Genomic DNA, 15,882 nt, shown 5'->3' with positions numbered 1-15,882 from the left:
TTGTCCATCTCATCCGTCGTCCGCAAGTGTTTCCAGTGCTCGGCCGGGAAGTCGTAGAACGCCAGTAGCGTGTCTCGATCCTTGCTCAGGCAATCGGCGGCCTTCTCGTACTTCAGCGCGTAGCTCTCGATGAAGGCGTCGAACGCCAGCTCGGCGGCGAGCTTCGTTTCAGCCATCCAGATCTCCTGCAACGCGCGTTTGGCCTTCGGCTGCTGGCTCTTCGGCAACTTGGCGAGCACGTTGGCGGTCTTGTGCACCCAGCAGCGCTGCTCGCGCGTTTTCGGCCAGACCTCGCCGGCCGCCTTCCAGAACCCGAGTGCGCCATCGGCGATGGTAAGCTGCGGCGCCACGTCGAGCCCGCGCCGCTTCAGATCGAGCAGCAGATCGCGCCAGTCCTGCGCGCTCTCGCGGGCGCCATCGGTGAAGCCGACCAGTTCCTTGCGGCCTTCCGGCGTCGCGCCGATCAGCACAAGGATGCACTGCTTTTCGTCTTCGAGGCGCGCTTGAAGATGGATGCCATCGGCCCAGATGTAGACGTAGCGCTTCGCCGACAGATCGCGCCTCTGCCACGCGGCGTGCTCGTCGAGCCAGCCATCCTTCAGGCGACCGATGGCGGATGCCGACAACCCGGCAGCATCCTTGCCGAGCAGCGCAGCCAGCGCCTCAGAGAAGTCGCCGGTCGAGATACCCTTCAGGTAAAGGATCGGCAGCAGCGTCTCGATCGACTTCGACCGGCGCATGTAGGGCGGCAGGATCGACGGCGAGAACCGGATGCGGCCAGGATCGGCGGCGTCCGCTTCGCGATCGCGTACACGCGGCTGGCGGACGGCGACCGGACCGATGCCGGTCATCACCTCGCGCTCCGGCAGGTGACCGTGGCGGACGACGCGCTGGTGGCCGTCCCGGGTCTTCAAATCGGCATGCTGGCCTAGAAAGTCTGCAACCTCGGCCTCGACCGCCTGGGCCAGCAGGGCACGCGCTCCATTGCGCAGACTTCTGTGAGTTGATCGTCGAAGATTCCTGGCTGAATCAGATGGATGACGTTATCGTTGGACACGGCATATCGCTCCTTCGGTGGAGAAGTGGAGGCGTCAAGCACCCCCACGATATGCCGCCTTTCCGATTCCCGCCGTCACCAACTTTGGGTGATAGCTCACGCAGCCGCCTCAAGTCCTTCAAACCGCCGATAACCGATGAAGCGTCGGACCACGGCTCCGTTCTTCTGTTCGACAAACGCCTGGTCGTTCTTGCGGTACGGTCGGCAACGCGTGAACTCGATGTTCATCTGCTCACATGCCGTGCAGCGAGAGCGGCAGCTGTCGGCGAACTTTTGTCGTCACGGTGCTCAGGAGCGTTTGCTCGCGCACCAGCAACGGCGCACATTCCGTCCAACAGGTCGCAATAGCCGTGAGCACCAGCGTCTGTATAAAACCGGCGCGCGCCGAGGGCCCACTGTGAGCGACCAGATCGGCTTCGACCAAGCCCGGCGCCGGATACTTCTAGCCGGCGGACGTCCGTACCGGGATTCCGTCGCTCTGCGCTCGCCACCGGGCGGCGCCGCTGGCGTCCACCTTCCTCTCGGATCTTGCCCAGCGCCCTATCGATCGTGGACGCGCTCCCCGCCAGTAGCTTCGCACGGATTTCAGGAGCGAGGCCCATGTGACCGTTGCGTTCCATCGACTCGATCAGGATTGGCAGCAGGCTTCAGCCTCTTGCCGCAGATCCGGTCGGATGCCTCACAAAGCACTACCAGCGCATTTCGCTCAGCTTCCTCGTAATCCGGCGACGGGTGCGCCGAACCGAGGATTGCCTCATCTCGCCTCGGAGCAGAGTTGCCTCATTATCGCGCCCGCAGTCCCATCCCACTGGGGAGCAAATTACGTGAGGCAGGCACAGCACAGCATTCAGGAACATTTCAACCGACTTCTTGCCATCCTCGTATGGCTTCCGACCGGGACGATCGCCCATGATGCCCTACACGCTTGAGGCCGATCCGTGTGCCACATCCAGGCGCACCGCTCTCGAGCGCTTCCTAAGCGACGGTCGCATCAAGCTCGACTCCAACACCGTCGAGCGCGCAATCCGGCCACCAACCATCACAGGAAAAAAACGCGCTCTTCGCGGGCAGCCATGGTGGCCGGACCTGGGCCACCATCGCCACGCTGCTGCAGACCAACGAAGATGAACGACCTCGACCCGCACTCCTGGCTCACGCAAACTCTCGAACGGATCGCGCGGCGCTGGCCGATCTCTCAGATCGATACTATCATGCCCTGAACTTCCAAGCCTGAACGGCCAAACCTTCGCGCTTACGCCGCTGCCAACACGTCTTTGGTATTCATCGGCGGCGGCGCGCCTCGCGCAATTAAGGTGCTCGAAAGCGGGGTAGATCACTAAGCTGCGAGGATTTGCCGCATCGTGAAACGGGTATGAAAACCCAAGCAGGCTCGACGCGACAGCGATGGGGGCTTGAAGTCTACGTAGCGTCAGGTTGTACAGTCTGAATCATACATACGGCCTTCTCTGAAGCTTCATGATCACTCGGAGAGGTTCGGTTGGTTGTAGCGAATGTGAGGACGTTGATCTGAAGAGGAAGCAGAGCTTGCAGTGCAAGTATTGAACCCGGTCGCCTTCCAACAGCAGTGGGAGCGGCCCAATGTCGGTCGCCGATGTGCCGCATGCGATGTCCCGGAAGGAGGGGCGGCAACACCGTGGCTTTTTGAGTCGTGCGAGTATTTGGGTTTCGTTTCTCCTGGATCGTTTTGAGGTTTGCCGAGCGGTCACCTGTTGCCCAGGAGCCGGGGCGCTTTTCTGCAGCAGCCAAGACCGGGCAGGTGTGAGTAATGCACGAGCTCGGAGCGACGCGCGATAACAGTCCCTTTTTGTTCAATTTGGCGATCTTGATGTCCGGCTTTTTGAAGCCGGAGTCTCTGTGGCCAATGCGCCGGAGTGTCGCTCCGGGGCAGCTATGAAGAATCTTCTCATCTTAGGAGAGTCGTGTGGAACCGATCTATAACGATCCGAACTCTTGGATGCGCTGGTACGCCGAGCAGCAGGCGTTGCAGCGTGCGGGGCAAGAGGCCGACGTCGACCCTGCGGATCAAGCTGGCTTCGAGCAGCAATTGGGCGAGCTGCAACTCCGCTCTCCTGAGGAGAGTTCCGGGGTTAGTTCCCCCGACAGTTCAGCCGCACGGTCGCATGAAAACATCCAGCGTACGGACGTTGGTGGTTCGATGCGAATGCGGCCAAGGTCCAACCTCCGGGACAATTCGTTCAGCAGCACGCGTCACAGTGTCGATGTTCCGCACGCTCATCTTGGCTCGGCTGCAAATAATTACCGGTCTGACTTGCAGGACAGGCCATTCAGCAGCATGCGTTACGCAGCGCCCTCGGAGGAACAACCTACGGCGCGGACGAAGGACAACAAGCCGCGTGGACTGTTCTCTCGGGTCAAATCAGGGTTAAGCAAAGTCTTTGGAGGAAACCACCGTGAGAAGTTGTCCGGCGGCCCAGCCTCTGATGACGTCTACTCGGAGCTTCGCATCGACTTTGCAAAGCGCAGTCGCCCGTCCGAAGCAGACCTAGCGCTGATTGAAGAGTTCAAGACGGCATTGGGCAGCGCGAACCGTAAGACGAAGACGATCGAGAATTATGTGATGGCTCTTCGAATGTTTAGCGAATTCCTCCAACCCAAAGGCGTCACTCTGAACGACCTGCTTGGCAATGCTGATCTGCTGACAGCCTATAAAGATGAATTTAAGAAGGTGGCGAGCGCCAATAGCAGGAACTATGTGGGCGGAGCCTTGGATACACTCCAGAATTTCCAGGCTGGAAATCCCATATCCGCTCCAGCTGGGGTGGGTACGCGAGAGCAACCGATGCACCCCCAAGACGAGCGGATGATCCGCCAGTTCGTGGAAAACGTCAAAGACTACAGAGTAGATTCCGATGGTACCAGAGGCCGCGGGACTGGAAAGGTCCCGCTTGCAACGATCAAGGGCAATGTGCAGGCGCTCAACGCGTTTGCTCGTTGGCTCCGAGCGCAGAACAAGGAGCCCCTGGCTCCTCGGGCATTCAATGAGCCAATGTCGCTCGCCGACGACATCCACGAGTACTTCGAAGCTGGCGGCGATGATCGTGACCGCCTCAGCGCGGCATTGTCTCATCTCCGGAGGATCGGGGCTGACGGGCTCCAAGCTGTCGGTGCCGGGCCCCGCCTGATGGGGCGCGAAACATTGTCGGCTCATCCGAAGGACGTCTCCACGATCAGTGACTTTTTGACGGACGCTCTATCCAAGCTTGGATCCGACGCGACTCGCAAGGAGAAAATCTGCGCTTCGGCGAGGGCTTCCAGGCTACGCTCTTTTAGTGATTGGCTTCAAAGAGAGGGCAGGCCGAGCATCATGGACCGTATCGAGGGCAATGCTAAGCAGCAGTCGTCATTGAGCGCAGATTATGCGGCGTACAGCAAAGCCACAAAGCAGACCCCCCCACTCGATCTCCTTCGACAATACCTGGGTCTCGAGCCCCAACAAGGACTTCGTGCTTATGACGATGACGCCAGCCTGATCGAGAGCCTGGCCAAGGAAGAGCTGAGAAACCTCGACCCAGCTTCCGAACAGAGAAGAAAAACAATTCGTAATACTGCTTCGGCCCAACGCAATTTCAGTAATTGGCTCCGCACAGAGGGTAGGGAAAGCATCGCGAGCCGAATCAACGGCAATAGTGAGCAGCGGCGCTCGCTGGACGCAGACCACCGGGCTTTCACGGAAGCCAGAGGGAAACTTGGCCTGAGTCTCAAGAAGCTCAGGCAGTATGTGCAACTCGTTGAGGCGAACCGGGCGCTGGGTGTGACCTTCCCTCAGCAGAGGGCTAGCTCGAACTCAACCTCAACCTGGGTACGAGATTTGCAGACTCCGCCGTCCGAAAGTGAGTGGCCGCCGCTGCTAGATCCGTTTGGGCAGGCCGGCTTGCAGCAACCGGCTAGGTCGAGCTCGACCTGGTCCCCGCGCGTGCCGTCCGACTTTGATCCAAGTGAGTGGCCGGCACCGCAAGGCCCGGTTGGACCGGGTTGGCAGGACCTGGCCGGGTCGAGCTTTACCTGGTCTCCACGGGTGCCGTCCGACTTCGAGTGGCCAACTCCGGAGGGCGCGCCAGCTCGGTCCTCAGACATCTACCACGGTTTGGCTTCTTTCACTGATCTGCCGTCCACACCGCAGGAAATGCGTGACGACGCCCAGTCAAGGCCGGTGCTCAGCCCTGCCGGCAGACCGCCGTTCTTCATCGGTTCATCAGGCACGCCGCAAGAGCTCGAGGATATCGGATATCTCGTCGGCGAGGATTGGCAGCATGGCTCACAGGCGGTGCCGGACTTCCTGCTCGATGTACTGGACAATAGAATGCTGTTGCCGAGTTCGCGAATGGCTCCCCAGCCGGTCTCTATCAACGGTGAGACCTACTCCATCGCATTGGGGCCGCGAGGACGCCGCGACGCCCAGCTGATCCATCACCCTGGCCCATCCTCGGTTCCTGATGCCCGGATCGGCGCTTCGAGGGCGAGTGCCTCTGCCAGCGACCGCAGCGGACGGGTGCTCGGAGCCGGGGAATGGCTGGGTGACCAGCATATCCAGCGGGACTACGAGCTCCTGTCGCAGGAGTTGCGGCAAAGCAATCCAAACCTCGCCGCCCGGACCCGGTTCGTCGATCCTCTCATCGCCTTTCAGGTGGGCCATGGTACGGACGGCGACGCCCAGGACGCATTCCGTCGCATTGTCAACGATCGGAATGGCAACGATACGGCCGACTTCCTGTTCTTGCCGGTGAGTGATGCGAGCGCTACGGACCCCCGTGCCCGCGGCTCCCATTGGTCGTTGCTGCTGGTAGATCGCCGCGATCGCCACCGGCCTGTTGCCCATCATTATGACTCTGCCAAGCGACACAATGCCAGACCTGCAGCAATGCTCGCAGCGCGGGTGGGAGCCGATTTGCGAGATGCCCCCATGCGCGAGCAGGGGAACGGCTATGATTGCGGAGTGTTTGTGGTCGACGGTACCCGGGCGCTGGTCAGACGGCTCGCGGGAAGACGGCACGCAGATCTGAGCCTCCTCTACCTCGTCGTCGATCGGCAGGCACTGCGAAACCGGCTAAGTGGGTGAAGTCGGCTTCAACTGAATAGCGCGTGCAGCTGGTTGAACTGTATCCATCCGAGATAAGCCGCGGATAGTGGATCACCGATTCCACCGCCTGAGGGGTTCGGTTCCCCTGTGCATCCTGATGAGCTCCATCAGGTTAGCCGAGTCGGTGAACGCCATGACGCCGTCGTTACCTATGCTGTAAACCCAGATGACGCCGCCCACCGGGTCCACTCCGTTGGCCACATCCCAAAGCCAGTCCTCGTCCTCGCCGAGGTCCTTTGCGACGCGACCGATGGTGAAGACGGACTTGACTCTGTTGACGTGCGCCGAGCGGAGGACGTCGACGTGAGCGACGTCCAATTCCACGGCAGCAACTGGTGTAGGCAGCTCTGTGGCATGTCCGCGATGCGCGCGAAGGCGTCGGCGAGCCACGCTTTCGGATCGATGTTGTTGAGACGCGCCGGCATGATGAGCGTCATCCGGCGGGAAGTTCCGAACCGGACGTTTAATGACTGGGACAGCCCGCGGCCGGGCTTCTGCGAGGTCGACATGGTCGCCCCTGGCGGCACGTCGGTGGCGGGATCGTCATCCAGACCATGACGATGGCCGATTCGCGACGGGCTGGACGGAGTGCCTGCCGTTGTTGAGGCGGGATGGCTCGCTGGTTGTCGAGGCTATGAAACCCGCACAGAGCCGGTTCCGCTGGCTTCTACGCGGTGTGGACTTCGACAACGACAGCAGGTTCATGAACGAGGTCTTCGCGCCGCGGTGCGCCAGCCGAAGCTCGGGGTGACGCGCTCGCGTGCCTACAACAAGAACGGTCAGGCCTTCGTCGAGCAGAAGAATGGTGCCGTTGTGCGTCGCTTGATGGGCTACGGCCGCTTCGATGGCCTCGACACGGCGCACGTGATGGGCCGCCTCTATGCGGCGGCAACTCTACGTCAACTTCTTTCAGCCGTCGTTCAAGCTCAAGGAGAAGCGCCGAGAAGGGGCCAAGGTGATCAAGCGTTGTCATGCTCCGTTGACACCCTATCAGCGCGCGCGGGCGCATCCAAGCTGACCGCGGCTGTAAAGCGGCGGCTGCACGATCAGTATCGCTCGCTCAATCCGGTCGCGCTCTTGGCCGAGATTCGCGCAATCCAGGAGGAACTTGGCAATCGCGCCGATCGTCGTGTCGGACAGGCGCGCGGCCTGCAACCCGCTTGCACGAGCACCGCGCCGGCAGCCGCAGCGAAGTTCGCGAAGGCCCTCGGCAAGACGGTGACGGCCGGCGAGCCGCGTGCCAGGCCGCCGCCGTCGGCCTTATAAGACCAGGGTTGGCACGACGTCCAAGCTCGACCCGCATTTTGCTACGATCGAGGGCTGGGCTCATCGAGGAGCCGCAATTAACTGCGGTCGCAATTGCCTGCCTGCTAAGAGAAATATCCCGGCGAGTTTGGGACGAGACAGCATTCGATCGTGCAGCGTCTGCTGAGGGCGCTCAGACCGAAGGCTGCCGAACAGCTCGTCGCTCAGGAGCGGCTCGACGACGCGATGACAGGTGTCCCATCGCCCTCCGCAACCCTACCCGCTCCGACGACGCGAGCGCTGCCGTCTTGCCGAGTGGCTTCAAAAGGAGAATTGACATCAATCCGGAATTAATGGGCCGATTGACAGACAAGCGTTTCAATGGCTGTTCCCGCTGGGCACCAGGTGGTGAAGAAGTCATCATCGGCAATGCGACGACGGATCAGTAGACCGCGTGTTCACAAACCGTCATCGGGCAGAAATTCTGCATAGACGCGAAGAGAGAGTGCGATTCGAATGTGATAGCGATTCTAGACTCGCACCACCGATCGGAGGAGGATCGTCTGTTGTCGGTGGGCGAAACGGGCTACAGGTGAGCACATCTAGACGCTGCGCCTACATGCTTCGCTCGGTTGGCTATCAGATGGTGACCACGCCCCTCTTTCACTCACCGCTGACGTTTCATCGCCTGCGCCGCGCGATCTCGTCAGCGACTGCGCTCGCGGCGCGCACTAGCCGTTCATGCAGGGTCTCGAACATGCCCAGGGTCTCATTATTGGGTTCATCCCTGCCCTATTCGAGAGCCTCGGCAGCCAGAGCGCTTTACCGACGCCTTGCGCGGGCGGTTTCAAGTGGTGCCGACGGAGGCGATGATCGTCTCTGACGTGATCAGGAAGACATAGCTGCGTGTTCAAGCGTATGGCCCATGCCAAGGTAAAGATCGTCACTCTTTGGCCGAATAAGCTGCTGCGAAAGCTGCAGCGCCGCATCAAATCGTGACGCAGCGAGCAGGCAAGCGCGCTACTGATTGGATCGGCAGATCTTGCGGAGCGGTTCGACGCGGCACCGGTTGCGCCTGACAGCGCCCGCTTCCGGTACAGGGAAGCCTGTCGTTGCGCAAACCTCGGCCAGCTCCACGATCGGCCTCCCCGTACGGTCCGTCCGTCTTCTCGGGAGCAAAATAGATGAGGCATCCTCTTCGGGAACACTCCCTTCATGAGGCAATACGCGCTCTCATCCTGATTGTCGCGCCATAATGTTGCCCCGAACGGACCAAGCCGGGTACCAACTCTGAAAACTTAAGGGTGCAGGCGCTTCGTGATAAATGCGGGGAGCGTCGGCGGTCAAAATTGATCTCAAACACGACAATCGTCGCCGCCAATGTCCGGCAGTACCTCGTCACGGTCTAGGCTCGAGTAATGGCCAGACACACGTCCGCCTTGTAAGGAGCGGTTCATGCAGGGTTTGCGATAAGCGCGGCACCATCCTAAGGGAACGAAGTGACCCAACCATGCCCATGAGAAAGCGTACCGACCAAAAACTGCAATATCTTCACGTCGTGTACGCGTCAATCCAGCTTTCTCTTCTGGTGCCGACTTCGAGACTCTTCCATGCGAGATCCGTACGAAGGCCGATCTCGTGGTCCTTCTCACTCTCGTAGACCCTAGCACCGCCCGCACCGGCGAGGTTGTCTCGGCTTCGAACGTCGGGATAGTCCCGAGAAAGAATGATCAAATCGACCGGGCTTGCAGAATTCGATTGATTAAGGCCAACGCACAAACCTGTCCAGGGGCTGCGAGATACCAGATACCGGTATTTCCAAGTCCGTTAGGTATCAACGCCTGCTCGGCGAACGTCCGCTTTGGGCAATCGGGTTGAACGCTCGAGCTTGCCAACAGGCGAAAGCGCGGATTCACATAGGCATAGAAGCCTGGGATGAAGCGATTGGGCGAACAGCAAGCGCATCAAGCGACCTATCGAGGCATGAAGGCAGATCTCTGTAAGAACGCGGACCACCAATCGCCGGGCCTGAAGCACTTCCGGAGAAGCGCACCGCTTTGGGACCAGCAAAAAGTAGCCGATCATCGGCGCCAGGCAGATATCAGCTAGCCAACTCATTGCCGTCTCGATGAGAGACAAGATACGATCGGAGCTTCTCTTGCGCGCGGGTGCCGCTCTTTCACGTTTCAAACGCATTCACCGTGTGTTCGCCGTCGCGATCGGCGCCAAGAGCACGACGAGGCACATGAGCCCGGCTAGGACCCCAAATGCGGCCGGCAGTCCCACGTACTTGGCCAGTAAGCCGATACCAGCTGGTCCAATGAGAATTCCGGCATAACCCACCGTCATGATCGCGGCAATCGCGGGACCAACGGGCATCGCCTCCTGCGTGCCGGCGCGCCGGAACAGAATCGGGGCGACATTCGATAGGCCAAGACCAATGAGCAGCAAGCCGATCATGGCGATGACGGCCGCCGGTGCCGCCAGCAGAGCTCCGAAACCTGCCAAGGCCAGTAGACTTCCGAACATAAGTGTCGCGCGGTCCCCCGCGCGTTCGACGACGGCGTCGCCAGCAAGGCGTCCCACCGTCATGGCTATGGAGAACAGTACATACGCTAAGCCGCCCTGCGTCTTTGGAGCAAGACCAGCGCCGACGACCAACAAGGCAGCCCAATCGAGCATCGCGCCTTCGATAAGGAAGGCGATCGCCGCAATCACGGCTAGAAGGAGCACGATGGAACGCGGCAGAACGAACGACGGTCCCTGGTCCGCCCGCGCCGTTGGTACCAATCGCGGCCACGCCAGCATGATCGCGATCACTATCAATCCCGAGCAGACCACAGCCGAAACAAATGCGTCAATCTGCAGCGAGAGAAAAGCGGTCATGGCTGCAGACCCCACAAGTCCCCCGATGCTGAATTGAGCGTGGAAGCTGGACATCAGCGGGCACTCCGCCGTGCGCTCCACCTCCATCGCATGAATGTTCGCGGCCACGCTAATCGAGCCTATCGAGGCGCCTAAGGCGAATAGCGCGACGCCGAGCGCCAACTTGCTAGCTGTCGTGAGGCACGGCAGGACGATCGCGAGACTAAGCCCACCCACAAGAATGATCAGCCTGACGCCGTAGCGGGCGCTCAAAACACTGGTCAGAAGCATCGCGATGATGGATCCAGCACCCAGGCAGAGCAGTAGTAGGCCAAGTACGCCGTCATCGGCGGCCAGCCGGTCTTTCGCGAATGGTACGAGCGGGGCCCAGGCCCCGAAGCCAACCCCGGGAACGAAGAATGCAAGACGCGTTGCGAAGCGAGAGGATGGTTGACCAGCAGACGCCATGACAGGGACCCTATTGATAGACGACCTGCGGGCGCTGTACCAACGACGGACTCCCGAGCGACAGAGAGTGCGCAGGTTCGGCGGTCGAGAGGACATCGTTTGTTGGCGCAATCCGCCATGCCGGACGGTTCAGCGCGTGATATCGGATCGCGTCGATCGTCACTCTTCTAGTTCGATCCGCGACGACATCTTTGACTGCAAATACGATGCCACCGCGAAAACGCACGTGACGACTCAGTCCGATCTCGATACGATCGGGCAACTGTGCAGGCCGGCTAGGCATGGAGCGTCGGGGGCTCTCAACAAGCTTGTTACTTGCTGATTGATGAACGCGGTCGCGCACTGAAGGAGCACGAAGCACCCGAGTGCGCCTCGAGACCGCGTATTACGATTCCTGACGCCCTTTAGCGCGCCAACGCGGTCTCACCTTCCGTAGTCATATTCGCGAGAAATCAATATGGCTCAGTCGCAAAGCTGACATGAAATTGTCTGCCGATCGCAATCGATCTCAATGCGAGGCGAGGGGTTTGCAACCCTGTTACTCTGGGCTTGCGTAGCCTGCCAAACTGTGGCAACCGAGATCGCGGTGTAGACGCGGACATAAACAGTTTGATCATGGAAGGCACGCAGAGGCTTATGTGCCTGCTAGACCCATCGTCTTTGTCAACGCCCCCGTCACGGCTCGCCATTAACGACTTCTTCATCGAATTGGCTGTGCACATGGACCGGCATTGATTCTTGTCCGTGTGCGGGAGGGATGCGCTCGTTGCCCAACAGTCCATTGAGAAAGCTGCCCCGCCGAGATCGCGACCCGCTCCGCGTAAACAGCGGACGAATCCGTTGCTTGGTCTGCCGCAACAAAGAAGCCCACAGCGTCGCGCATCTTCGACCGACGCTCCACCAATCATCAAATCCCGAATGATGGTGGCCCATAGATTCAGAACCGCCCGAAAATTGCAACTGTAGTGCTAGATCCGGTGCGCCAAATGCATCGAACTCCGTCCGGATCGCGTCTCGGTGTTCCGTTACGCGCATATTCTCTCCTTCAAGAAGGATCAGTGCAAGATCGGCGAATACGCGCTGCCCCAGACAGTCGTGCGTCATCTTCAGTCGGAATTGATTGCGGAAGCCCCCGGTCGACGCGGGCTACGTGCGCATTAGTTTCGACCACTTCGATCTACCCCGGCTAGAAATCTTGCCGCGGCGAAGCGCGAGGGGCGGCCGCGTCGGAACTTCCAGGGTTACACCGACGACCGCCGAAACGGATAAGAAGAACACAGTTTGTCGATCTGGTTCTGAATTGCGCTACAGAGTTGGCAACGCGAGCAGTACGTTGTCGATCAGCCGGGTCGAACCGACGTAGGCTGCGGCACAGAGCGCCGCCGGAAGCCGCAGCGGACTCGCGGCGCGCTTGAGCGTATCACCATCGACAAGTTCAAGGTATTGCAGCCGATCAACGGTCTCAAGATGCCGCTCCGCGATCGCAATCAGCTTATCCACCTCGCGCACTCCTGAGCGGAACTCATCCGCCGCGGCGAACAGCCCACGACTGATGGCAACGGCTCGCCGACGTTCTTCCTCGCTCAGATTGCGATTGCGACTGCTCATCGCGAGCCCGTCCGGTTCCCGAACGGTTGGCACGGTGACGATCTCGATCGGAAGATTGAGATCAGTTGCCATGCGACGCACGACCGCGCATTGCTGAAAATCCTTTTGCCCGAAAAACACGACGTCCGGACGCACCATGTTGAACAGCTTGCATACCACGGTTGCGACGCCGCGAAAATGCCCAGGCCTAAAAGCCCCGCATAGTGGCTTCGCCAATTCGCCCGGTTCGACGAAGGTCTCGAATTGAGCCGGATAGACTTCCCGTGCACCCGGCGCGAAGACAATCGCAACACCGGCATCGCGGCACAATTTTTCATCGCGCAGGAAATCGCGAGGATAGCTGCTGAGATCCTCGTTTGGTCCGAACTGCGTCGGATTGACGAAGATGCTAACGACGGTAACGTCGCATTGCGCTCGGCTCGCCTCGACCAGGGCCAGATGGCCCTCGTGCAAATAGCCCATTGTCGGCACTAGCCCGACGCGTTTGCCCGCGCTGCAAGCCTTCGCCAGTTCACGACGAAGCTCAGCGACCGTCGTAATCGTCTGCATCGTAGCACCTTACATCAGGTTGTCTTAGGAGGAGCCCAGTTTGCGATGATGTCACCCAGGCTTTCAGGAAGCCGATAGGACTCTTGCGGCGCCGGGAACGCTCCACTGCGGACATCGGTAGCCCAGCGCGACAGCGCCTCCTGCAACAGCTGAAAACCATCTGCATAGGCGCGAACGAATTTGGCCCGACGACCTTCAGTCAGCCCCAGCACGTCATGGAATACGAGCACTTGGCCCGAGCACCCGGGACCCGCGCCTATTCCAATAGTCGGTATCGACAGCGATTCGGTCGCTCGCTGGGCGAGCTCGGCCGGAATGCCTTCAAGCACCAACGCGAAGCATCCGGCCTCCTGCAGACGGTGAGCGTCATCAAGCAGCCGCAAAGCGTCATCGGCTTTCCGGCCCTGCACCTTGAATCCGCCCATGATATTGACGCTCTGCGGGGTGAGGCCGAGATGGCCCATGACGGGAATTTCGCAATCGACCAGGGCGCGCACCATTTCCACGCGCTTGGCCCCGCCCTCGAGTTTCACTGCATCTGCACCTCGCTGCAAGAATCCTCCGGCGTTACGTATCGTCTCCTCCGGACTGAGGTGAAAGCTAAGAAACGGCATATCGGCCACGAGCAGGGCACGGGGCCTTGTGCGCGCAACAGCCTCGAGATGATGATTCATCATCGCCACGCTGACGGGCAACGTGTTGTCGAATCCGAGGCAGACATTGCCAACACTGTCGCCGACAAGAATGATGTCGACGATGGGGTCAGCGATGCCTGCAGTAACCGCATCGTAGGCGGTGGTCATGGCGACACGCCGCCGCTCCTGCTTCCACCGCTGCAGGATTGGAATCGTGATCCGCTCAACTGATACTTCCGAAGCGTGGCTCATTTTCGATCCGTTTCGTCAGATGGCCTCAGGTCGATTTCGCAGCTCTAAGCGATACAATTTAATCTCACCTGTCTCGCCTACGATTTTGAAGCCACCGCCCTCCCGAAGTCCCCGCGTCACCGAATATGTTAGGCGAACGGTAATCCGATTCTTGCGACCGAAGCAGTTGAGTATTGCGCGCATCCCGGGGGACCACCCTTTTTCTATGGCGGACGAGTGAAAACTGTCAACCATGAAAGGGAAACATACGCCTCCAAAGTAGCAGGCGCGTGCATAAAAACTCCAATGGTCGCGCGACCATCAAGCAAGAACTCCCCAGATTCAAATTGTCATTTGGAAGCGCGTTGCGTCACGCTGGGTCTCAGGGCGCGCCGATGCGATCATTCTGGCAATTTGCCTGCGGCGTTGTCTTAACCGCATCTCTTGCATGTCGGACTGGCTGGCTCTGCCCAGGGAGGCAATACTCTACCGGAGCGAGTTCTTTTCCGAGCCTCATCAAGTTCAACTGCAGCCCGAGGATTTGTTGCCGCTCACACCTGCTGCGCTGCATCAACGCTCCGGCATACTTACTTCCCCATACAGAGCTGATAGAAATTGCGTACCATGCCCTGCTCCAATCCCTTCCCCGGGATACTTGGCACTTTCCAGCTCCCGAAACAGGCCTCGCGCTCACCCTCTGTTGTAGCGGCATATCGCGATCGATTAGTTCGATGAGCCCCTGCCTGTCGGCCGAAAATTGCGTTGCGCGTATTCCGCGGTGAAATCCTTCAAACGAGCTCGGAGTGACCGCCGCGCCTTCGTCAAATGCAAGCATGGGAGTGCTTTCCAGCGCAGCAGATCGTGAAAGCTATGCAGACGCGCGTCTGCCGCCGCTAATTCGATGGCGTGTGGATAACCCGACCGTACAGACTTGTCAGGCGAGCCGCTTAGAGGCGTCGCTGACCTGAGGCGCCGGTGCGCTTGCCGCCCGCTTGCTGCCCAATTCGCAGTAGCCGTGGCAACCCAAGCGTCAGGCCATCGAAGAGTCGACAGTTTGACACGGCCAGCCAAGTCATGCGATGCAAAAAGGGCTAAGCGGGGTTAAGGCGCAGTAGTGCGGTCGCAATCTAAGCGGCGGCCGCCATTGCGAGGTCAGCAGCTTCTGCTGCACACGTTCAAAGGCCAACTATTCGTCGAAGACACGATTTCGTAACAACACCCCGCATTTCCCTTGTGCGTCTTTTCGTGGCGTCTTGTACTGGTTGTCAGCGCGATCGTTCTACCCGCCGCGCCAATGCGTATGTCGGGTCGATACCGCAATAGGCGTCCGTCCCCGAACGAGAACTGGCAATTGCCAGGATCCCCCCAGATACGTCCTTGCAAACAATGAGCGTCCTGCCAAGCGTGTCGCAGGACGTACACCCGAAGGCGAGACAAAGCCAAGTGCATGGGAAGTGCTAGCAGCGACAAACAGCAGATAGCGCATGTCTGTCAATCGGCGTTCGACTGGGACCCCCTATCGGCACCCAAAAGGGGCTCTGACGCATATTCGATGATCGTGATTGTTTTTATGGCGCGCCAATCAGCCTAGCCTGAAGGAGATCGAGCTTGGCGCGCCCGTACATTTGCCGTTTGACCAGCTTGAGCTTGGTGATCTGAGCTTCCACTTGGCCATTGGACCATGGTTGCGTGATTGCCGCGTGCACCGCGCCCTTATCGTTGGCAATGCCATTCGCGAACGAGGCAATGAGGCTCCGCTTGGATTCCTCAATCCAAGGTTCGAGCTCCATCTCGGCCTTCTTTCGGATCATCGCGTGGAAGCGGCCAACGAGAGCTTGGGCATCGGCCAGCATAGGAACGTTTTGTTCGATGACCGCAAGCGTGACGGTCTCGGCTTTGGTTAGGTGGTCGCGCTTCGTCGTCATCAGCTGCGCTATCGTCCTGGCGGCGGGGACCTTCTGCAATTGTTGATGGCTGATAGTCTCGGCACGCCGCCGTCGCGTCGTCCATTCCGCCACGACGCGCAGCGATCCCTTGAAGCCTTGTCCCTTCAAGCGGCGCCAGAGCTCGGCACCGTTGCGACAGCCGCCTGACCACTGCGCGTC

General features: G+C 59.8%; 8 protein-coding genes and 5 pseudogenes. 3 read left to right on the top strand and 10 right to left on the bottom strand.

Going from position 1 to position 15,882, the window contains the following annotated elements:
• Window positions 1–1,057, bottom strand: a pseudogene (locus IVB48_RS07550) (IS256 family transposase); the annotation flags it as partial.
• A gap of 102 nt (window positions 1,058–1,159) precedes the next feature.
• Window positions 1,160–1,861, bottom strand: a pseudogene (locus tag IVB48_RS07545) (ISNCY family transposase); the annotation flags it as partial.
• Window positions 1,862–1,999: 138 nt separating this feature from the next.
• Between IVB48_RS07545 and IVB48_RS07540 the strand changes: the two are divergent.
• A pseudogene (locus IVB48_RS07540) lies at window positions 2,000–2,277 on the top strand (transposase); the annotation flags it as partial.
• A 722-nt stretch (window positions 2,278–2,999) separates the two neighbouring features.
• A complete protein-coding gene (locus tag IVB48_RS07535; protein WP_247399053.1) occupies window positions 3,000–6,155 on the top strand; it encodes a Ulp1 family isopeptidase in 3,156 nt (1,051 codons plus the stop codon).
• A 72-nt stretch (window positions 6,156–6,227) separates the two neighbouring features.
• On the opposite strand, the gene IVB48_RS07530 is transcribed toward IVB48_RS07535, so the two are convergent.
• Complete coding sequence (locus tag IVB48_RS07530; protein ID WP_247398683.1) at window positions 6,228–6,500, bottom strand: hypothetical protein; 273 nt, start codon at window positions 6,498–6,500, stop codon at window positions 6,228–6,230.
• A pseudogene (locus tag IVB48_RS07525) lies at window positions 6,491–6,613 on the bottom strand (transposase domain-containing protein); the annotation flags it as partial. The pseudogene IVB48_RS07525 and the gene IVB48_RS07530, both read right to left, overlap by 10 nt.
• 289 nt (window positions 6,614–6,902) lie before the next feature.
• Here IVB48_RS07525 and IVB48_RS07520 point away from each other — a divergent pair.
• Window positions 6,903–7,442, top strand: a complete 540-nt coding sequence (locus IVB48_RS07520) for a hypothetical protein (RefSeq protein ID WP_247398685.1) — start codon at window positions 6,903–6,905, stop codon at window positions 7,440–7,442.
• 2,175 nt (window positions 7,443–9,617) lie between these two features.
• Here the strand turns inward: IVB48_RS07520 and IVB48_RS07515 are convergent.
• From IVB48_RS07515 to IVB48_RS07490, 6 genes and pseudogenes are all read right to left on the bottom strand, one after another.
• Window positions 9,618–10,754 (bottom strand): MFS transporter, encoded by a 1,137-nt coding sequence (locus tag IVB48_RS07515; RefSeq protein WP_247398687.1) that lies wholly within the window; start codon window positions 10,752–10,754, stop codon window positions 9,618–9,620.
• Between the two features lie 675 nt (window positions 10,755–11,429).
• Window positions 11,430–11,858: a hypothetical protein gene (locus tag IVB48_RS07510; RefSeq protein ID WP_247398689.1), complete on the bottom strand. Its 429-nt coding sequence runs from the start codon at window positions 11,856–11,858 to the stop codon at window positions 11,430–11,432.
• Window positions 11,859–12,059: 201 nt separating this feature from the next.
• Window positions 12,060–12,911, bottom strand: a complete 852-nt coding sequence (panC, locus tag IVB48_RS07505; protein WP_247399046.1) for a pantoate--beta-alanine ligase — start codon at window positions 12,909–12,911, stop codon at window positions 12,060–12,062.
• Window positions 12,912–12,925: 14 nt separating this feature from the next.
• Window positions 12,926–13,798: a 3-methyl-2-oxobutanoate hydroxymethyltransferase gene (gene panB, locus IVB48_RS07500; protein WP_018458909.1), complete on the bottom strand. Its 873-nt coding sequence runs from the start codon at window positions 13,796–13,798 to the stop codon at window positions 12,926–12,928.
• Between the two features lie 1,244 nt (window positions 13,799–15,042).
• Window positions 15,043–15,263, bottom strand: a pseudogene (locus IVB48_RS07495) (DUF3551 domain-containing protein).
• Between the two features lie 82 nt (window positions 15,264–15,345).
• The coding region (locus IVB48_RS07490) for a transposase (RefSeq protein ID WP_247399043.1) at window positions 15,346–15,882 on the bottom strand (537 nt) is incomplete at its 5' end.

Origin of the sequence: Bradyrhizobium sp. 76 (assembly GCF_023073025.1) — a bacterium.
Lineage (GTDB): Bacteria > Pseudomonadota > Alphaproteobacteria > Rhizobiales > Xanthobacteraceae > Bradyrhizobium.
The sequence above is the reverse complement of the archived record's forward strand: the minus strand, read 5'-3'. Positions and strand labels throughout refer to the sequence as shown.

Bases quoted from the DNA above. Each gene is read 5' to 3' on its own strand.
- IVB48_RS07515 (WP_247398687.1), bottom strand. From the start codon at position 10,754: ATGGCGTCTGCTGGTCAACCATCCTCTCGCTTCGCAACGCGTCTTGCA.
- IVB48_RS07510 (WP_247398689.1), bottom strand. From the start codon at position 11,858: ATGACGCACGACTGTCTGGGGCAGCGCGTATTCGCCGATCTTGCACTG.
- panC (WP_247399046.1), bottom strand. From the start codon at position 12,911: ATGCAGACGATTACGACGGTCGCTGAGCTTCGTCGTGAACTGGCGAAG.
- panB (WP_018458909.1), bottom strand. From the start codon at position 13,798: ATGAGCCACGCTTCGGAAGTATCAGTTGAGCGGATCACGATTCCAATC.